The sequence below is a fragment of the Thalassorhabdomicrobium marinisediminis genome, assembly GCF_003072065.1.
Lineage (GTDB): Bacteria > Pseudomonadota > Alphaproteobacteria > Rhodobacterales > Rhodobacteraceae > Octadecabacter > Octadecabacter marinisediminis.
The window spans coordinates 1-19,848 of record NZ_QCYG01000014.1 but is presented as its reverse complement, the minus strand read 5'-3'; the positions used below and the strand labels follow the sequence as shown (position 1 = coordinate 19,848).

Annotated in this window: 16 protein-coding genes and 3 pseudogenes; 13 read left to right on the top strand and 6 right to left on the bottom strand. The window is 60.2% G+C overall.

Translation table 11 applies throughout. The features are described from left to right. Positions 1-33: 33 nt before the first annotated feature. The 3 genes from rfbB to DC363_RS16410 all read right to left on the bottom strand — a co-directional run bounded on the left by rfbB (position 34) and on the right by DC363_RS16410 (position 2,803). Positions 34-1,071, bottom strand: coding sequence for a dTDP-glucose 4,6-dehydratase (gene rfbB, locus DC363_RS16420; RefSeq protein WP_108642246.1), 1,038 nt, complete (start codon positions 1,069-1,071; stop codon positions 34-36). Between the two features lie 18 nt (positions 1,072-1,089). Then, positions 1,090-1,656 carry a dTDP-4-dehydrorhamnose 3,5-epimerase gene (rfbC, locus tag DC363_RS16415; RefSeq protein ID WP_108642245.1) on the bottom strand — a complete coding sequence of 189 codons (567 nt, stop codon included), beginning with the start codon at positions 1,654-1,656 and terminating at the stop codon, positions 1,090-1,092. Between the two features lie 103 nt (positions 1,657-1,759). Then, positions 1,760-2,803: a replication initiator protein A gene (locus DC363_RS16410; protein ID WP_108642244.1), complete on the bottom strand. Its 1,044-nt coding sequence runs from the start codon at positions 2,801-2,803 to the stop codon at positions 1,760-1,762. 483 nt (positions 2,804-3,286) lie between these two features. On the opposite strand from DC363_RS16410, the gene DC363_RS16405 reads away from it, so the two are divergent. The 4 genes from DC363_RS16405 (at position 3,287) to DC363_RS16390 (ending at position 7,486) form a co-directional block, all read left to right on the top strand. Next, positions 3,287-4,645 carry a ParA family protein gene (locus DC363_RS16405; RefSeq protein ID WP_108642243.1) on the top strand — a complete coding sequence of 453 codons (1,359 nt, stop codon included), beginning with the start codon at positions 3,287-3,289 and terminating at the stop codon, positions 4,643-4,645. A gap of 109 nt (positions 4,646-4,754) precedes the next feature. Beyond that, complete coding sequence (locus DC363_RS16400) at positions 4,755-6,740, top strand: polysaccharide biosynthesis protein (protein WP_108642242.1); 1,986 nt, start codon at positions 4,755-4,757, stop codon at positions 6,738-6,740. Between the two features lie 192 nt (positions 6,741-6,932). After that, on the top strand, positions 6,933-7,178 hold the full coding sequence (locus DC363_RS16395; RefSeq protein WP_108642241.1) for a hypothetical protein: 246 nt from the start codon (positions 6,933-6,935) through the stop codon (positions 7,176-7,178). Between the two features lie 11 nt (positions 7,179-7,189). Beyond that, positions 7,190-7,486, top strand: coding sequence for a CcdB family protein (locus DC363_RS16390; protein ID WP_241963052.1), 297 nt, complete (start codon positions 7,190-7,192; stop codon positions 7,484-7,486). Between the two features lie 111 nt (positions 7,487-7,597). On the opposite strand, the gene DC363_RS16385 is transcribed toward DC363_RS16390, so the two are convergent. Then, positions 7,598-8,698, bottom strand: coding sequence for a polysaccharide biosynthesis/export family protein (locus DC363_RS16385; protein ID WP_108642240.1), 1,101 nt, complete (start codon positions 8,696-8,698; stop codon positions 7,598-7,600). Between the two features lie 165 nt (positions 8,699-8,863). Here DC363_RS16385 and rfbD point away from each other — a divergent pair, with 165 nt between their 5' ends. The 7 genes and pseudogenes from rfbD (at position 8,864) to DC363_RS16340 (ending at position 16,799) form a co-directional block, all read left to right on the top strand. Then, the gene (gene rfbD, locus DC363_RS16380) at positions 8,864-9,742 is read left to right on the top strand and encodes a dTDP-4-dehydrorhamnose reductase (RefSeq protein ID WP_108642239.1); all 879 of its coding nucleotides are present in this window, start codon (positions 8,864-8,866) and stop codon (positions 9,740-9,742) included. 1,418 nt (positions 9,743-11,160) lie between these two features. Further along, positions 11,161-11,710: pseudogene (locus DC363_RS16370) on the top strand (integrase core domain-containing protein); the annotation flags it as partial. A gap of 526 nt (positions 11,711-12,236) precedes the next feature. After that, complete coding sequence (locus tag DC363_RS16365; RefSeq protein ID WP_108642237.1) at positions 12,237-12,596, top strand: hypothetical protein; 360 nt, start codon at positions 12,237-12,239, stop codon at positions 12,594-12,596. A 179-nt stretch (positions 12,597-12,775) separates the two neighbouring features. Continuing rightward, the gene (locus tag DC363_RS16360; protein ID WP_108642236.1) at positions 12,776-13,159 is read left to right on the top strand and encodes a hypothetical protein; all 384 of its coding nucleotides are present in this window, start codon (positions 12,776-12,778) and stop codon (positions 13,157-13,159) included. A gap of 71 nt (positions 13,160-13,230) precedes the next feature. Further along, positions 13,231-13,671 carry a curli-like amyloid fiber formation chaperone CsgH gene (csgH, locus tag DC363_RS16355; RefSeq protein WP_108642235.1) on the top strand — a complete coding sequence of 147 codons (441 nt, stop codon included), beginning with the start codon at positions 13,231-13,233 and terminating at the stop codon, positions 13,669-13,671. 452 nt (positions 13,672-14,123) lie between these two features. Then, positions 14,124-15,290: a helix-turn-helix transcriptional regulator gene (locus tag DC363_RS16350; RefSeq protein ID WP_158270897.1), complete on the top strand. Its 1,167-nt coding sequence runs from the start codon at positions 14,124-14,126 to the stop codon at positions 15,288-15,290. A gap of 135 nt (positions 15,291-15,425) precedes the next feature. Then, entirely contained in the window at positions 15,426-16,799 is a 1,374-nt protein-coding gene (locus DC363_RS16340) for a hypothetical protein (protein WP_146180816.1), read from the top strand. 180 nt (positions 16,800-16,979) lie between these two features. Here the strand turns inward: DC363_RS16340 and DC363_RS16335 are convergent, their stop codons facing one another. Then, a complete protein-coding gene (locus DC363_RS16335) occupies positions 16,980-18,155 on the bottom strand; it encodes a nucleotide sugar dehydrogenase (RefSeq protein ID WP_196778453.1) in 1,176 nt (391 codons plus the stop codon). A 114-nt stretch (positions 18,156-18,269) separates the two neighbouring features. On the opposite strand from DC363_RS16335, the pseudogene DC363_RS16330 reads away from it, so the two are divergent. Beyond that, positions 18,270-18,492, top strand: a pseudogene (locus tag DC363_RS16330) (IS110 family transposase); the annotation flags it as partial. Between the two features lie 353 nt (positions 18,493-18,845). Here the strand turns inward: DC363_RS16330 and DC363_RS16325 are convergent. Next, positions 18,846-19,603, bottom strand: a protein-coding gene (locus DC363_RS16325; RefSeq protein WP_108642230.1) for an IS5 family transposase whose coding sequence is annotated in 2 segments (ribosomal slippage) — positions 18,846-19,282 and positions 19,282-19,603 — 759 coding nt in all. Because the reading frame shifts where the segments join, the coding sequence is not laid out codon by codon here. Between the two features lie 125 nt (positions 19,604-19,728). On the opposite strand from DC363_RS16325, the pseudogene DC363_RS16320 reads away from it, so the two are divergent. After that, a pseudogene (locus DC363_RS16320) lies at positions 19,729-19,848 on the top strand (IS5/IS1182 family transposase); the annotation flags it as partial.

Below are 19,848 nucleotides of genomic sequence, written 5' to 3'. Positions count from 1 at the left end.
CAGGATTTTGACTGGGCGGGTAGCCTTCTTTCCTTAACCGGTCCCCAGCCGCGTCCCGACACCAGCCCGATTTTGCAGGGGGCGCCACCAGTCTTCGTTGTCGAGATACCATTGCACGGTCTTCTCCAACCCCTGCTCCAATGTCACCGACGGCCGCCAGCCCAGTTCGGTGGCGATCCGGGTGGGGTCGATGGCATAGCGCAAATCATGCCCCGGACGGTCGGCGACATAGGTGATCAGATCGGCATAAGGGGTCTCTTGTGGGCGCTTGACGTCGAGGATCTCGCAGATCATCTTCACAAGGTCGATGTTGCGCGCCTCGTTCTCGCCGCCGATGTTGTATGAGCGGCCAAGCTCTCCCTTTTCTAGGACGGTCAAAAGCGCATCCGCGTGGTCCTCGACATAGAGCCAGTCGCGCACGTTGAGCCCCTCGCCGTAAACCGGAATGGGCTCTCCGGCGAGGGCGCGCAGGATCACCACTGGCACGAGCTTTTCAGGAAAATGGAAGGGGCCGTAGTTGTTGGAGCAGTTGGTCATGACAACCGGCAGGCCATAGGTCTCAGACCAGGCGCGAACGAGGTGGTCACTCGCGGCTTTGGAGGCAGAATAGGGCGAGCGGGGGTCATAGGGCGTGCTCTCGGTGAACTGTCCCGTATCGCCCAATGTGCCGAAAACCTCATCGGTGGAGATATGATGAAACCGGAACCCCTCGAAACGATCGCAGGCCAACCAATAGGCGCGAGCGGCCTCAAGCAGGTGGTAAGTCCCGGTGATGTTCGTCTCGATGAAATCGCCCGGACCGTCGATCGAACGGTCCACATGGCTTTCGGCGGCCAGATGCATCACCGCATCAGGCTGGTGGGCGGCGAACACCCGGTCGAGTTCTGCGCGGTCGCGGATGTCTACCTGCTCGAAGGCATAGGCCGGACTGCCTGCTACAGAGGCAACGTTGGTGAGGCAGGCGGCATAGGTCAGAACATCCAGATTCACCACACTGTGTCCTTGCGCGATGGCGTGACGCACGACGGCCGAGCCGATAAAACCGGCCCCGCCGGTGACGAGAACTTTCATGAATTGACCCCTTTTCGGTTATTGAGCGGCATAGGTGAAATAGACCGGCAGATCGGCCAGTAGCGGGGCCGTTTGATCCTTGTCGCTCAGAATTGCATCCAGTGCGGACAGGCCCCATTCGATGCCGAGGGCCGGATCGTTCCAACGCAGGCCCGCATCACAGTCCGGCGCATAGTAGTCGGTGCATTTGTAGATGATTTCCGTCTCGGGCTGGAGGGTCACGAAGCCATGGGCAAAGCCCTTGGGCACCAGCAACTGACGCCCGTTTTCCGCAGAGAGTTCAACGGCCACGTGCCGCCCGAAGGTTGGGGAGCCGTGGCGGATGTCTACGGCCACATCCAACAAGGCCCCGCGTCCACAGCGCACCAGCTTGTCCTGGGCATGGGGCGGTGTCTGGAAATGCAGACCACGCACGGTGCCGGCGGCGGCCGAGAGCGAATGGTTGTCCTGCACAAAGTCCAGATCCAACCCATGCTCAGCCATTGCCCGACGTGACCAGCTTTCTGAAAAGAACCCCCGATGATCGCCAAAGCGGGCAGGGGTCAAGATGATGACGTCGGGCAGAAGGGTAGGTTCCAGGTGCATGTTTAATCCATTCACTACGATGAAAGACCCCTGTAACAATCCCTGCCGGATGTGTCACGGGACCAGCCTCTCGGGCGCGAGACGACAAGCGACAGGCCAGACCTTATCCGCGGATAAGGTTCGACGCCGGTGCGGTGCGTTTGGCCAGCCAGCCCAGAAACGCCTTGTCGGGCGCGCGCAGGGCAGGGCGGCCGGAGCGGTGCCAGAACTGGTGCCATTCCTCTTGCAGCGCATAGACGTCTTCACCCGGGGCGAGCAGGCGGGCCTCGTCCAGCGTATCGGGGGAGAGCAGGGGGGTCTCGAACGGCTCCAGCACCACCGCGCGCGGGGTGACGCGCAGCATGTCCGCGGCATCCAGATGCAGGTCGTAGTCGGGGATGTTGTCTTGTGCGATGATGTCCCGAACCATCGCGCGAAACACCCGCCGCGGGCTGGTCGATCCGGACTTCTTGAGCAAAGTCTCAAGCGAGATGCGCCATTCCGCCTGACGTCCGCAATGTTTGCGCGCCAGCTCATAAAGACGCCGCTCCAAGGGGCGCCTGAGGGTGAAATAGTCTTTGTTCAGGGTCAAGACGGACTTGGCACAGGCGGCGCGGTAGAGCCATTCGCTCAAGGTGACGCAGACCCGGATCATTCGCCCGCCGCCACGCTGCCCCGGCGGTGTCTGACGCACGATTTCCCAGCTTTCGATAAGGCCGAAACCGCGGGTCGTCTCCAGCGTGCCGGTGGTGATGTTGGTGGTGATGCGGGTGCCCGCCAGGCGCTCGAAGGCGTCGCGCAACCGCCGATAGGCGTCACCCGACGTCTCGCGCCCCGTCGCCAAAAGCAGATCATGGGCGGTCAGATGCAGGGTGCGCGACACCGCCCGCCCGGTGTTGAGGGCGGCGAGGATCTGGCTGATGCAATAGATCAGGATGTCCTTGTCATGGATCGTCGCCCGGCCCTTGACCGACGGAACGACCTCGATCGTGGCGCCATTGTGCTCGTAGCTCAGGATCGCGCGATCAGGGCGGGTGGAGAGCGAGAACAAGGGGTGCTCCATGCTCGCCAGATCATCCTTGGGCAAGGCCCCCCAGATGTCGCAGACAAAAAAGTCCGGCGCCTCGCGCGCCTGTGCGATCTCTGCGGGTCTAGCCGCACGTCCCATGGGTGCTGTGGTCATCTGTCCCGTCCGCCTCACTCCCGGCCCGGTGGTTCGGGCTGCCGGCTTCGGGCCGAGGCCCTGCCAGTCTGTCTTCGGGGTTTCACTGACACCCAGAGTAAGGAGGCTGTGAATAAAGGTCTACGGTAGCGCGGACCCGGATCGGGGTTTCGGAGTCGGAGCTTCGGGGGATCAGAGTCACCCTATCGGGGTTTCAGAGTCGGGTCAGATAAGAGACGTTTCATGTAAGAGGCTGAAGAATCAGAAGAATGTGGCTATAAGTGATCCTGTTGGCCCGCCGTAACAAAGATCTAACTCAAATTTAACAGGTTCCGAGATCTGCAAGAACAAATGGCAGCTTCAGGCAGCCACCAGGGCAGAGAAAAACACGGGAATTTTCCAAGAAAGAACCCAATTTTCTTGCCCATGTTAGCATAATTTGGTTAAGGTATCATAAAGTGCGAACATAGAAAAAGGTCGCTATTTTCAATGCCCGTATTTCCCGACCAGCTGACCAATATCGCCGGAGCTGATGCGCAGACTGCGTCGCCCGCGCCCTTACGCGATATGACAATCTGGGAGTTCACCCAGTTTGTGCGTCCGATGTCCGTCGGGCACTTCCGACGGGTGCTGAAAGAGGTCCCGAACCTGCCGCAGGGCCGCCCCCTATCCGGGCAGAACGCGGCCAATGCCACGCGGGTTTTCACCCCACAAGAGGTCGCGACTTTGCGGCACCATTTCGACACCGAAGGCCGGCAGGGTCCACGCCCGCGCCCTAAGCGCGCGCCGATCGTGTCACTGGTGCAGACGGCCCGCGGGGCAGGGCGCACGTCCACGGTGGCGCATCTGGCCACGGCGGCAGCATTAGATGGCTGGCGGGTGCTGGTGATCGACGCGGATCCGGCCGCCGGAACCAGCCGGCTTTTGTCAGGGCTCGAAGAGAGCGACGGGGAGCCCTTCGGGGTTCTGCCGCTGATTGCGCGCTCCTATGGCGGCCATCTGCTGCGCGCCAACCAGCTGCGGCTGGATCAAGGGGAGACGCCGCTGCCGATGGAGGAGGCGATTTCCAGGGCGGTGGGGCTGTCGGCCCCGGACGTGATCCGGCCGGGGCGCTGGCCGGGGCTGGATCTGATCGCCGCGCCGGCCTCGCTCGCGCTGGCGGATCTGAAGCTGGGACAGTGGCAGGGCACGGCGCGCAGCTGGAACCCCTGGCGCGCGCTCTACGACCTGATCCACCGCGACGGGCTGGCCGCGCAATACGATGTGATCTTCTGTGACACCGGCGCCGATGTGGGGCCGCTGACGCTGGCGGTCGCGGCCTCTTCGGATGTTCTGGTGCTGCCGGTGCCTCTGTGGCGGATGACCCCCGCGGACCTCGAGCCGGGGCAGGAGCGCGACAGGGCGACCGCGGGCGACGGCGGACGAGACGCAGAGGACCATGAAGATGTGGCGCGGGGTCTGCGGGCGCTGGCGGCGGGGCTGACGGACATCCAGACCCGCGAAAGTCGCACGGCGCGCGCATTGGGCAAACCGGCGATGACCTTGGACTGGCAAGGCGTACATCTGCTGCCCGTCGGCGCCCAGGTGCGGACCCGGACGCAAGAGGCCCGTTTGCGGGCACGGTTCGGCACCCATGTGCTGCCCGATGCGATGCCTGATGTCTGGGCCGATGTGCGGGGGAGGGCGAAACGGGCCGCCCCGCCCGAAGACCTGGCCCGCGCCCATGACGGCCAGCTCTACGACATAGCGCCAAGGGCGCTGCCACGGGCGGTCTATGCGCCGCTGCGCACGGCGGTCGAGGCCTGTTGGCAAGGTCTGCAACGGGTCATTCTGACGCCGGATCGCTGAAGTTTGCCGACCGGATGCTGAGGGATGGCGCCGCATTCAAGAGTCTAGTACATTCTGCAGAATGTCCCGATTGTTCTTCTTAGGGTTGCGTTAACCTTCATCGCACAAGATGCTACAGGACGAGGGAGAGATACAAAATCATGGTAGAGCTGACGTGATCTCACTAGCCCGGCGTCTTGAAAAAACGGCAACTTCGTTGACCCGGCCCCAGAAGATCTGGGTCCTGCTGGCCGTTGATGTTCTGCTTGTGCCCGTGGCGCTTTGGCTGACCGTCCTGACAGCAGGGGCGACGTTCAACCTTGCCGTGACCTCCCAGCCGGTGTCCTATCTGGCCCTGGGGGGCGTCATGGCCCTTGCGGGGGGCGTGTTCTCTAGTCTGTTGCGGCTGCCGCGGATCAAGCTGAACGCCTATGAGCAAAGCGGAATCCATCGCACGGCGGTCTATGCGACGCTTGTGGGCATCATTGGGATGATTGGCACCCAGATCCTGTTCTCCGGACAGGCCGCGCCCAGCACCATGGTTATCTTCACGATGATCCTGTTGATCCTATCCGTCGGGGTGCGGCTGCTTTTGCGCAGCATGCTGATCAAAATCTACCGCCGCGGGCAGTCCCGGCAACGGGTGTTGATCTACGGGGCCGGCCAGACCGGGGTGCAACTGGCCACGGCGCTGCGCACCGATGACGCGGTCGTGCCGGTGGCCTTTGTCGATGACAACAAGACATTGCAGCACCTCACCGTGGCGGGGTTTCCGGTGTATCCGCCGTTCCGGATCAAGGACCTGATCGAGGGTGAGAAGATCGACCGCGTGGTGTTGGCGATGCCCTCTATCAGCCGTCCCAGACAGGCGCGGCTGGCGCGCCAGATCGAGGATCTGAACTGTGAGGTTTCGATGGTCCCCTCTTTTGCGGCGCTGGTGGGCGAGGGAGATCTGATCGACCGGATCCAGCCGGTGAACCCCACCGACTATCTGGGCCGCGCGGGGCTGGAGGCGGATCTTCAGGGGCTGTGCGAAATCTACTCCGGCCGCACGGTGATGATCACCGGCGCCGGCGGCTCTATCGGATCGGAGCTGACGCGGCAGATCCTATCGTGTCACCCGGCGCGGATCGTGCTGTTCGAAAGCAGCGAGTTCGCACTCTATCAGTTGGATCACGAGCTTGCGGATCTGGGTGTGCAGCACCAGCGGATCGAGGTGATTCCGGTTCTGGGGTCGGTGACCGATGCCCAGGCGGTGCGCCGGACGATTGCCAGCCACGAGGTCGAGATCATCCTGCATGCGGCGGCCTACAAACACGTGCCTCTGGTCGAGACCAACAAACTGGCCGGGCTGAACAACAACGTGCTGGGCACCCGGGTGGTGGCCGAGGCGGCCCGCGCGGCCGGGGTCAACCATTTCATCCTGATCTCCACCGACAAGGCGGTGCATCCGACAAGCGTGATGGGGGCCTCCAAGCGGCTGGCGGAACTGCTTGTGCAGGATCTGGCATCCCGGTGCACGAAGACCCATTTTGGCATTGTGCGCTTTGGCAATGTGCTGGGCTCAAGCGGATCGGTGGTGCCCCGGTTCCAGGAACAGATTGCCCGGGGCGGTCCGGTAACGCTGACCCACCGCGAGGTGACGCGCTACTTCATGACCCTGTCGGAAGCCGCCCGGTTGGTCTTGATGGCGGGCAATTTCATCGGCCGGACCGAGAGCCGGGGAGACGTCTTCTTGCTGGATATGGGGCCGCCCGTGCCGATCCAGAGGTTGGCGCGGCAGATGATCGAAGCGGCGGGCTACACCGTGTGTGATGCCGCCAACCCCGACGGCGATATCGAGGTGGTGATCACCGGACTGCGCCCGGGCGAAAAGCTGCATGAAGATCTGGCGATGACCGATCACGTGCAATGGCCCACCGATCACCCCAAGATCAAACGGATCGCAGAGGGGCGCCTGTCGGAGCTTGAAGCAGCCACCGCATTGCGTGATCTGAGCCGCGCGATCGAGGAGGATGACGACGCGGCGGCACTGAATGTGATCGCCCGCTGGGTCGGGCCTGTCCCCCGTCAGACCGCCGCTCATAAGGTTGCCCACCGGCAGGCTGCGGAATAGGTCCATCGGACAGCAGATCCTTTGCCGATCCATCGTGACACCGCCGAGATCTGTCTCCGGCCGCCCCGTGCGAACACGCATGTCTTTTGAAAAGCTACACCGGTGGGTGTAGAGTGTGCACCTTGTCCCACGTATTGTGGTGCAATATGTGTAGCGCACATGGCCAGCAAGCCCTGAGGAAGCGAAGGTATCATGCCGTCACCACTAAACATTCGGGACATCGGTCAGGATCGGAAGGCGGCCCTTGAACGGGAAGCGAAAATCACGGGCAGCTCGATTTCCGAGATTGTTCGGGCCTGGATCGACGCCGGCATCGCCAAGTCCAAAGCCGAGCGCGACCGCGCCGCCTGGATCGCCGCTGCCAAAGAAGGGCTTGCCGATGAAAGCCGTCATCTGGAACAAAGCGGCCCCAGCCTCGCGCGGTTCAGACGAGTTTGAGTGAGAACGATATGCAAGGCAACCTCCATCGCATGCGCGATGGCCACGAAATTGTCTGCCGCGTTCAGACCGATCTGGGCATTGAGACCCCCTATATTCTGTGCGCGCCGGTTCTGCCGCGCTCCCAGTGGGGCGCATTGACACCGAAACTGCACATCCCCATTCATCTGGACGGCGCCCCGCACGTCATACTCATGTCGCAGCTGGTCGCTCTTCCAAGCGTACAGATCGGTTCTGTTATCGGGGATGCATCGGCTTGGCGGGACAAAATCGTCGCGGCCGTCGATCTTCTGGTGTCTGGCTTCTGACCCACAGAATCCAGGATACCCAACCGACAAGGCCGACTGGAACAGAGCGGATTTCGACACTGTCCCAGCCTGAATGCCGCGATACTGTCCGGGTGCCACCAAGCCCGCAGGTCAAACCGGGAACGTCAGAACCGATCGGAAAAGCGCAAGGATACTGCCCGCAGCGGTGATCGGACTTTCGGAAACATAGACCAGATCATCGGGCTGGATGAGAAACTGGCCGGCCGAAAACAGCCCGTCCGCCGAGGTCAGATCCAGCGTGAAAACCGTGCGCGGATGATCGGGGCCAGAACGGTCGGCCGTGATGGCATCCGCGCGATAGCGCCGCAGCACCAGAATGCCCTTTGCATCGGCGCGGCTGGCCTCGAGCCCGCCGATGATCGCCAGCGCCTCGAGCGCGGTGACATGATCGCTGGGGAAGGGGTGCACGGCTTCGCGGCCCGCAGCCCCCAGGGACAGAAACTGACGCTCGTCGGACTGAAGAAACACACGGTCGCCGCCTTCGAGGGTGGTGTTCTTGGACGGCGTGGCAAGCAGGTGATCGGCAGAGATGCCAAACAGCCGATTGCCGCGCTGAAGCCGCACTTGCGGATTGCTTAGATTTTGCGAAATGCCGCCGCCCAAGGCTATCAGTTCCAGAAGGGTGAAGTCATTGTCCGGCAAGACATAGGCCCCTGGTGAGGCGACACCGCTGATCAGGCTGACAGTGCGCTCGCGGCCTTCGATCAACTCGACCTGGACCTGCGCCGAGGGGGCTATGGCAAGGTAGCGTTCCTCGATCACTTCGCGGGCACGTTCAGGACTCATGCCGCGGACCCGCATGGTGTCGATATAGGGCAGGGTAATGGTCCCGTTGGGCGTCACGCGGATGTCGGGCAGAGTGATAAAACGCTGACCCGGCGCGGTTAGTAGGCCGTTGGATTCGGTGCTCCAGATGGTGACGCGTAGGGTGTCGCCACTGGTGATGATCCGGGTGTTGGGCTGATCGACGCGGTCGATCCAAGGCAAGGGCGCAGGGCCGGTAGTCGGCCAGTGTAGAAAGGTGACCAGATTGGTTCGGGTGACGGGTTCAACGGCAAAGTCCGGGGTCTGCTGCCCACCCGCCTGCCGGTCGGTAGAGAGCACCTCTGACTGTAAGGCCGCGCCGCGCGGCGCCAGATCGCAGCCCGCCAGAAGCGTAGCGCAACACAACAAAATTAAGATTCGGCGCATCCCGCCCCCCTCTGCATACCCGTGTTTTCTAGCCGTCCGAGGCCAAAGGGGAAAGTGCGCATTCCGTGCCCTGAGGGCGCTCGATCCAAACCGGTCCGGCCCGGGCTGGTCTTGAAAGAACCGCTCTGATAGCCACGGCCGGCAGTACAATGGCAGGGGCTTTAAATGCATATCCTCGTTTTTGGTAGAACGGGCCAAGTGGCGCGGGCCTTGCAAGATCTGATGGCTGCGAAGCCCGACGGTGCTCTCGCATCGACCCTCACCTTTCTGAGTCGGGAAGAGGTGGATCTGACAGATCCGCAGGCCTGTAGCGACGCCATCATCGCCCGGGCCCCGGATGCGGTGATCAACGCGGCCGCCTATACAGGGGTCGACGCGGCCGAAACCGACACGGATCAGGCTCATAAGGTCAATGCCGAGGCGCCGAGTGCCATGGCCCGGGCTTGTGCGTCGCAGGACATCCCCTTTGTGACGATCTCCACAGACTACGTCTTCGATGGGAGCGGCACGGCACCGTGGTCCCCCGACGACTCACCGCAGCCCTTGGGCGTCTATGGGTACAGCAAACTGGCTGGTGAAAAGGCCGTGCGCGCGGCCGGGGGCCGGTTCGCGATCCTGCGGACATCATGGGTGTTCTCGGCCTATGGGCAAAATTTCGTCAAGACAATGCTGCGGTTGGCCGAGACCCGCGACAGCCTTACGATCGTCGGCGACCAGATTGGCGGCCCGACCGCGGCCGCGGACATCGCCGCCGCCTGTTTGAGGCTTGCTCAGTGTCTGGCCGCCGATCCCGACCGGGCAGGCCTGTACCATTTCAGCGGCACACCGGATGTTAGTTGGGCAGACTTCGCCCGAGAGATTTTCCGGCAGGCTGGAGTGTCCTGCATGGTGACGCCCATTTCCAGCGCCGACTATCCCACGGTTGCCAAGAGGCCTTTGAATTCTCGCATGGAGTGTGAATTGACGGCGCAGACCTTTCAGATTGAACGCCCCGACTGGACCATCAGTTTGGCCCACGTTCTGAAACAGTTGGAGCAGGCATAGCTCACTGAGCTATCTGAAATTTGGACGCTGGCACAAGCTCCAATGCAGCCGCTGATTTCTCTGCGGTGGTGAAATGGCGGATTAGGTGACCGTTGGGTGTTTTCTTGTTTCGTTTTCGCACAAGCCCTTCTGGGTCGAGCGAGACTGGTCCGCTCTGTTTCAGATCACGGCTTTCATCAGCTATGCCTGTCTCTGGTAGCCGCGATCTCAGCGCCATTAGCTCGCTCCAATATAGATGTTGTGATGCCTGGGTCGAGACTAAAAACCGGCAAGAAAGATAGCACAGTTAGATGCGTATTCCATTTGCCACACATCATCTTGTGCGAATGTTGAGGTTTTGCTAGTTTAACGGAACGAACTTTGATTGCTGGAAAGGCGGAAAACAGGTGTCGCTTCAAAGAGCTATGCTGATTGCCTCATATTCTGCCAAGCCGCCCCTTACTATAGACGTAAGAGACCGTGCACAGGTCGTCACTCAGGTACTACCCGTAGGCACACAGGCAAAAATGATTGAAGCAGCAAAACTGGCGGACTTCTTGGGAACGCCAATCAACCGGCTATTGACGATTAGGACCACAGGAATTCGTGCCATGGGAGAGGGCGGGATCTTCCGAATGGGGACACAGGCTGAATGCGTTCGAGGTTTCCTCGAAAAAAGCAGGCATTGGATGAGTTACAGAGGCATCCCCATAGCCAACATTTGGGTCCGAGAATGGTGTCGGGCCCAAGGCGAACATTTTCACTTCGGGTATCACCAACAGAGTGAATTTGATCGCGAGTATGCAATGCAAATGGCGGATTGGCTGGATGAGCCCCTCGCTGATAACCGGAGCCTTGAAGCAGAGGCGATCGCACATTCCATCGACAGCAGTTGGGACATTCGTCGATGCGTAAGAGGCGGAACCAGTGGTGTCTGCATCGCGGCATATCTTGGCAAGGCTGAGCCTAGCGAGATCATTACAGGATGGGGTAAGACCAAGGTCAACGGATCGAAGCCACGGCGTGGTAGAAAGGGCGGGCAGGGGCCAATCGAAGGTAACGACAAACATGCCTACAGGTGGGGTACCAGTACGTCCTTAGCGCGCACGCAGCGCGATAGGCACGGTTTCACCCCATAGCGCCTCGAATGAGCCAATGAACTAGGCCTCTTGCCCTGACGAGAAGGCTCATCCTCTTCGCCGGACATCATAAAAAGAGGCCGATCTGGGGGCGACATGGCGGCGCTCAACGCGCCAACAACAACAACAGCTTCGCGAGCCCTTTACCAAGTTTAAAGCCGACCTCGAAGACATTGTAATCAAAGCCCCCAGCAAGCCGACTCAGCTCAACCGCTGCTTACGATCAGATGTTAGAGAATGTTGAACGATGTTGACTAATGTTGACGTTGAAACAAAGTCACAGAGAAACTTCGAGTGATCTCCCCTTGGCCCCAGGCGTTGCGCCCCAACGCACGGTGGTCGCTGGACTTTCTCTCCGACAGCTTCGGGGCTTCACGCAAGTTCGCTCGCCATTGTTCTCGAACCAATGGCGCACAATGGCTCGCCTTGGCGGTGATCGACGATTGCTGCCGCGAGAATCTGTGCCTGATGGCCGACACCAGTATCTCGGGAGCCCGTGTCGCCCGCGAGTTGGATGCGCTGCCGACTGGTGAACTCCGTCCCATGGCATTACATCGATCCTGGCAAGCCGCAGCAGAACGCCTTCATTTTACGTCGGGGGAAACGCCCCGGTAGCCTGCGCAATGAGCTGCTGAACGAGGAGATCTTCGACACTCTGGACGATGCGCGACGGAAGCTGGCCCTCTGGCGCTACGACTACAACACCGTCAGACCACACTCATCGCTCGGAAACCAAACGCCAAAGCAAGCGCGGCAGGCGCTTGAGCAATTTGAGGGCTCCGCGCCCACCGCGCTTGCCCAATCCGGATCCCCCAGCTATCAAAACCAAACCTGCAAACTCTCGTTATGAGTGAGGGACCCATGGGGGGCAGGTCAATCCCTGTCGTAAGAGATTTCCACCAACTCGATGAGCGTGCGCGAAAATCTGCGTCTTACCATGACCTGTTGCGGGGGTCTTCGGCAGCCTGACCAAGCTGGCAGACAAAAGGCTTTAGCGGCCTTCCGGACCTGTCGCCTGACCTGTGGAACACGAATAGACGCCCCGCGCCACTCAAATGGGTCAGATTCCAGTCAAATGGGTCAATTATGGGTCAAATGATGATCCAGCCCGTCGCGCTTGCCCGGACAGCGCCATTCGGGCCGCCACAGCGCCATGTTATCCGATCTTTGGCATCTGACCCCAGAAGCCCACCACGTCTGTGTCGTTTCGGGCCGTGTGGGGCGGTTCCTCCTCAAATCTCGAAAACGGCATGCTGAAAACAAGAAACCGGCGGCACCTGAGATGCAGCGCGGTTTCGGCCGGTCAGTAGGGTGGGTTCATCGGCAATCAGGTCGATGACAAATCAAACAAACCACAGACCAAGAGGGAACATAACATGAAGCGTCTTCTTTCCACACTCGCAGTGCTCGCAGTCTCCGCAACCGGTGCAATGGCCGGCAACATCAGCATTGTTGACCAATGGGGTGCTGGCAACTTCAGCGGCGTCGGTCAGGCGGGTGATTTTAACACCCAGTACACCGGCCAGCTTGGCGTGGCCAACGGCAGCATGACGGTGCAGAGCGGCCTGGCCAATGGTTCGTCGACCGTCCAGATCGGTGCCGGCAACAACTCCATCACGGACCAAATCGGTGCCTTGAACAGTTCATCCACAACTCAGATGGGCGTGAACGGTCACTTCTCCGATACGGAGCAGGTTGGTCTCGGCAACGTTTCGGTCACTGTCCAGACCGACTGATTACAAAACCTAAATCGGGCGCGCCTTACAGGCCCGCCCGGTTTCGGGCTTTGTAGGCCGCTCGCCAGACTTGAACCTGCTCCCCAGTATGACGAACTGTTTCGTTCGCTAAATCAGGCGGGCGGCTTTTGCCGGATGTTGAGCCGGCCACCGAAAAATCAAAAGGAGAGGGACTTAAAATGGCACCCAAGATATTCGCAATCCTTACCGCATCGGCCTGTCTCGCAACGGGCGTCGCTGCTGAAGGCAACTGGTCCGCAGCCTATCAATGGGGCAACGGGAACACTCAAGCCACCACTCAATCCGGACGTAATATTGCGATAACCTCGCAGTATGGCAGCAACAATGGCGCAAGCACCGTGCAGAATGGGATCAACAATATTTCCGCGATCCATCAGGCAGGTGTGAGTCACGCCGCCAGCACGATGCAGTCCGGAAACAACAACATCGAGGCCAAAGTTCAGGTCAGCACGGAGGGCATCGGTGTCAGTCACCACAGCAGCGTTTCCATGGCCGGCACCAATTTTACCGTCACCAATACACTGACGGTCGTCGGCAACTAAGGAAAGGAGCCAAACTTCGGGCTGCTGAAGCAAATGACATCGCGCGGCCATAGCGCAGACAGGGGGTTACAATGTACGACCAAGTTACGATTACGCCATCGCGGTCCCTGACCAAGCGATGCGCCCTGGGCAGCGCCATGGCCGGTGTTCTGCTGGGATGCGCCTGTGCGCTGACCTCTACCGCGACCGCGGCAAACAGCACGATCGACGGTTCGGGAGGAGAAGATATGAAATGTAAAATTGACAAGCAGCCCACCGCGCGCGGTTTCCAACTTAGCGGAGTCGTGTGGTCCGAGACCGCGGCCCCCGGAAGCGGGCGATATAGGCTTTCTATCCTCAAGGAAGGAGCCAGCGGCCGATCCAGTTCGATGCAGGAAGGATTGTTCGCCTTGGAGCCCGGCGAGGAGCAAAGGTTGAGCACCGTCTCGGTATCTGTTGGCCGCGGTGACAATGTCAACGCAACCCTGGTCATCGTTTCAGAAGGCGAAGAAGTCTGCTTCGCGAACATCTGATTCGGGCCACAGACGGGATATCTTTGCCTGAAGCGCTTGCCCGCATCCGCAATGAGATCGACCCATCCATGCCTTGGTTGGCTCCAACGGTTTTTGGTGGGAGATCAGAATCTTGCCCCCTGCGCCTTCGCCAAGACAGCCGTGGCGAGAACACTGAGGTAACACAAGAGTTAAGAAACCGTTAAGATTTCGCGCGAAAATGTGTTACCTTACCCTTGGTCAAGCGATGCGGATGGGCTGGGGCTCATACTCGTTTCGAGCAAAGACGTCCGCTGCATCAACAATTATGACCAGAAGATCGGATGATATCCGAGCATGTTCCGGCGTATGCCATACGATCTATTACCGATCGGCCCGCAGGGCGTGCGAAATTAAGTGTAGAAGAATTATTATTTGACTTGCAGGCGGTCTTTATATCGCCGTTTGCAGGCGTCCTTTGGGGAGGGGGCCAAATGATTTTAGATAAAGACCAGACTGTCTTCGGTCAGGATGACGTCGCACGCCTTTACCAATCCGCGCTTAACTGTGGATTGTATGACCAGATCCTGGATACGACCGCCGAGCGGGTACCCAACGCAAGCGTGATGCTCTTCTTTCAAGATACCGTCGATCCGGGGGGAAACGCCCTGATGCATCGCGGGCTGGACCCTGACGCGAGTCGTTCCTTCTCGGTCGAGATTTCAGCCACGTCGGCGTGGTTCAACATGCAGTGGCATCAACCGATCGGCGCGGTGTTCCAACAACAGGATTTGATCGATCTGGATCAATTCAAGGCCACCCGCTTTTACCGGGGATGGCTTGCCGACAGAGGCGACGTGGAGACCGCGATCAGCATGGTGATCTACCGCGAGGGCACCAAGCAAGTCGTGCTTGAGGTGCGGTCATCCCAACGTGTGATTGCCGCCGAGGGCGCGCAGATCCGCAAGTTTTTGACAAACGCCTCCACGCATTTCTGCCACGCAACCGATGCCTTCAACCTGAAAAGAAAACTCAAGCAGGCGCAGTGGGTGTATGAACAGATTCTATGTCTGAATCCCTTCCCCACGATTATCGTCAATCCGCAGGGGCGCGTCGAACATACCAATCTGATGGCCGATGAATTACTCCGGTCGCGAAGCTGTCTCATCCTTGGGCCGGATCGCCATCTCAACGGGATCGAAGCCGACTCGGATGCTGATCTGATGGCGGCCATCCGCGATTGCCATCAAGACACGAGTTGCAAGCGCCGCTGGCTGCATTTCAGATCCACCGACCGGCAGAGAGACACGTTCCTGACGGTGGTGCGGTTGTCGACCAGCGCGCCCTCTCGCTCCAACCACGGCGCGAACGACGATGCCCCCCTTGACCGCCGGGTAGCCGTCATCGCCAACCATGGAAGTGCCCAACTGGAGCTCAGCCACGACATGCTGTGGCAAACCTACAAGCTTTCGTCGCACGAATCCGAGCTGGCCTCGGAGTTGCTGAAGGGGAACAGCATCGGGGACATCGCCTATCAGCGCCAGATGTCAAAGCAGACGGTGCGCAATCACCTGTCCAACCTGATGCGGAAAACCGGCACGCGGCGACAGGTCGAATTGGTCACGTCGTTACAGAAACTCGCGATGTCGAGTCCGCCATAGCGCGGCCACCTTGACAGTCCGCGATCACTCCAAGAAGGTTATCTTGCAGGAGCGGAAAAAAAGGTCCTTCAGAAAAGTAGGAATGGTCGTCCCATAGGTGCGGCCATGCCCGGCGGTCGCTCCGTAGGAGGGTATATGTTGAGTAGAGTTCCGGTCGTCGCCTGCGTTTTGACACTCGGGTCTCTCCCATCCTTGCATGCCGGCGCGCTGGATCCCCCAATCGTGGAAGCGGATGTGCCGCAACCGGAACAAGTGACAATCGAGCCGGGATACGAATTCGGCTTTCTGGGCCTCGGGACCGGAGTCGCCCTGGGTGTCCATGATGCCCCGGCCTTGTCCGTCAGCAGCCTGCATCCCTCGGGCGTATTCCACTCCAATGGCCAGCACCGTCAGATCACCTTTTCGCAATCGGCGGCCTGGACCGTGCAGGATGGCCCCCGTTCGTTTTTCGTCGAATGGTCCGGGGATCTGAGCGTGAGCCGGCTCAACACCAGTCAGCGCAGCCGTCTGGGCAATGGGGGCCCCGTGGTCTTGAGCTTCGGATCGGCGCCCGATGGAACGATTGATCTGAACAGCTCCTCGGGGCCCGCCGGCGCGGTGGCCACCGCCGATGTCAGCCTGACCGATAACACGGGTGGAACCGGCACGATCACCAGCTCGGCGTTCTCGCCTCCGGGCGGCGCGATCACCCAGCAGGCGATCACCACGACGGCCAGCGGCGGTGCCTTCACCGCGCTCACCACCGATGGCACGAACGCGCTGTCGGCAAGCTACGGTGCGATTTTCGATGCGGGCGGGTTTGTGCTTTCGGGGCTCGGCGACACCCAGAACAGTGAGGTGGTTATCGAAGCCACCGATCGCATCACCTCGGTGCGCCAGCAAATTCTGGGCGGGTGGCAGATTCCAACCACCTCCGATTGGACCATCACCGCAAAGGTCGGCCCCACTCTGACGGTGACCGACCGCAGCTTGTCGCGGGATGAAATGGTCGAGATCGCGCCCACAACCAACAGTGCGAATGGCCCGACGATTGGCCTGACCTCGCGCGATACCGTCACCTCCAGCACCTACGGGGCGGCGACGCAGATTTCGTTCTCGCGGCCTTTGACCGACGCCTGGACGGGGTCGATCGGCCTGTCTGCTGAAATCGGCCGCTTCGACAGCAAGTACAGCGGCTACAGCCGGGTAACAGCTCCGAGCCTGAGCGATGGGCCTGAAATCCGACACAGGGACCGCCTGTCAGGGGCCACCGGCCGCGCAGGTTTGCAAATCGGTGTCTCCCGTCCGATCGCGCTTGGCGGTGTTCTGTCCTTGTCGCTCTATGGGCAGCGGGGCTTCAATCAACCCACGTTGCGGGCCACGGCCCTCTCGCCCATCACGGCCACCGTGTCCGGCACGGGTGAAGATGCCTCCTTGGTCTCGACCGGGCAGCAAGCCTACCGCAATGAGCTCACCACCGGATCGTCATGGTCTGCCGGTGCCGGAGTATCGGTTGCCTATGTCTTTTGACCGCCCGTGAGGGGGCCTCTGTCGTGACCAGGGAGCAGCGCCTGCCAGCGGACTTTCAATACGCAACCTCAAACTCTCGTGGTGAATGAAGACAATGGAAGAAAATTGCGTTCGACAGAACCAAGGCTTCTACCACAAGCGTTCTGCGTTACGGCAATGGTCAACCGGAACCGGTGTTCTTCAGTTCTCACTGAACAAGTCCCGCGTGAAAACCTTGTCCATGACATCGTCGAGATCGGGGGACAGGCGGTTGGTGATGATCACCTCTGCCTCGGCCTTGAACGCCTCAAGGTCGCGCAGCACGCGCGATCCGAAGAATGTGTCGTCCTCGCAGACCGGCTCATAGACGATGACTTCGATGCCTTTGGCCTTGATCCGCTTCATGATCCCCTGGATGGAGCTCTGGCGGAAATTGTCGGACCCTTCCTTCATCACCAGACGGTAGGCGCCGACGACCTTGGGGGCGCGGGCGATGATCTGGTCGGCGATGAAATCCTTGCGGGTGCGGTTGGCGCTGACCACCGCCTGTATCATGTTTTGCGGCACGTCGGCGTAATTCGCCAAAAGCTGCTTGCTGTCCTTGGGCAAACAATAGCCGCCATAACCGAACGATGGGTTGTTGTAGTGTGACCCGATGCGCGGATCCAACCCGACCCCGTCGATGATCTGGCGCGAGTCGAGCCCGAACTTCATCGCATAGCTGTCCAGCTCGTTGAAATAGGCGACACGGATCGCAAGGTAGGTGTTGGAAAACAGCTTGATCGCCTCTGCCTCGGATGGGCCGGTGAACAGCTGTGGGACATCCTTTTTTCGCGCGCCCTGCACCAAAAGGTCGGCAAAGGCGCGCGCGCGGGGGCTGTCCTCTCCCACGACGATACGGGACGGATAGAGATTGTCGTATAAAGCGCGGCCCTCGCGCAGGAACTCGGGGCTGAAAATGACCTGCTGCGTCCCCATCTGGGCGCGGAGGCTTTCGATGAAACCCACGGGAATCGTCGATTTGATCACGATCGTCGCATCGGGCGCGATCTGCATTGCCTGCGCGATCACGCTTTCGACGCTGGAGGTGTCGAAGGTATTGGTGTCGGGATCATAGTTTGTGGGCGTCGCCACAACAATGAAATCCGCCCCAGACAGGGCCTCGACCGCATCCGTCGTGGCGCTCAGGCTCAGATCCTCATCCTTCAGGAACGCCTCAAGCTCGGGATCGACAATCGGCGATTGTCGGGCGTTCACCAAATCGACGCGCTCCGCATCCAGATCGACGGCGCGCACCGCGTTGTGCTGGGCGAGCAGGGCCGCGTTGGACAGGCCGACATAACCAAGGCCCGCGACGGCGATATCATACTTTGGCACGGGTACCCCCTCACAATTCCCCCGAAGTTGCACGGAGCGCTATCAGAGAAACATCTGAAATGGCAATATAAAGGGGAGAGGCACAAGCAGATGCTTGAGTTCTTTCGGCGCCAGCCAGCATGCCTGATCGGCATAGAAGCCTATGCGAGCGCGCATTATTGGGCGCGAGAGCTGGTAAAGCTCGGCCATGACGTCCGGCTGATGCAGCCCAGCTATGTGAAGGGTTACGGCAAGCGCGACGAGACGGACAAGGCTGATGCGGAAGCGATCTGAAGCCGTGCCGTGCCCCTCGATGGGGTTTGTGACCGTCAAGAGTGAGGACACGCAGGCGCTGCTTAAATGGAAACAGGCGCTCCTTGAGGGCGTTTCCAGCGTGTTTGTGCGCGGGGGCCGAAAGGAGCCCAAGACCGAGGAAAAGCAGGTGAAAGAACTCCACGCCGAAATCGAGTGAACTGGCGGGTAAACGCCACTACGAGCCGAAGGGCGAGGCCGAGCAAGACCGTCGCCTATACGACAGATTGACAAGCGTCCTTCGGACCTAGAGACGCCCACCAACGCCCAAATTCCGCCAGAGTGCCGTCGACATAGTTTCTCCTCAGAGCACACCCCACCCACGGACCTTTTTAGACTCGAGATCCGCGCTGTTGCGCCAGTAAAGTACGAAAGTCCTTGTTCAGCTAGGGTCAGGACTCATAGCCAGAACATGACGACGGCTGCGAGTGCGATGGCCGAGAGGAAGACCTTTGGACAGCGGTCATAGCGGGTCGCGACGCGTCTCCAGTCCTTGAGCCTGCCGAACATGATCTCGATCCTGTTGCGGCGTTTGTAGCGACGCTTGTCGTATTTGATCGGTCTCTTCCGCTGTTTCCGGCCAGGGATGCAGGCGCGTATCCCTTTGTCTTTCAACGCTTCTCTGAACCAATCCGCGTCATAGCCGCGATCACCGAGGAGCCAATCGACATTCGGCAGGCTGCTCAGCAATGCCCGCGCGCCGATGTAGTCACTGACTTGTCCAGCGGTCACGAACAGGTTCAGCGGTCGCCCCTGGCTGTCGCAGATGGCATGAAGCTTCGTGTTCATCCCGCCCTTCGTGCGACCGATCAGGCGTCCACGCCCCCCTTTTTGACGCCCATACTGGTCGCGGTTCGGTGGGCTTTGAGGTAGGTCGCGTCGATTATCACGGTCTTCGTCTCGCCATGCTCGGCGGCCAGACCGGCCATCATCCGGGCGAAGATGCCTTTGTCGCTCCACCGCTTCCAGCGATTGTAGAGTGTCTTGTGCGGACCATAGACAGCAGGCGCGTCACGCCACCGTAAACCATTGCGATTGATGAAGATGATTCCACTCAACACGCGCCGGTCATCAACGCGTGGCTTGCCGTGAGACTTGGGGAAGAAGGGCTCAAGACGCGCCATCTGCGCGTCGGTCAGCCAGAAAAGATCAGACATGTTCACCGCTCGTTTTCTGAACCGTGAATCATGACGCCGGACCGAAATCAATGGGTCCTGACGGCTTTGTTGCACAAATCTCGACCGGGATTCACGTTGGGAGTCCAGTATGATAGCTGGAATGGATGAGCAGTTGGGCCCCTACGAAGTACAAGACCAAGAACTGGTCTTCGTACAACACAGCGCTGAAGCAACGCGGATCGCTGTCGATCTGGTTTGATCCCGAGATGGTCTGGACGCCACCG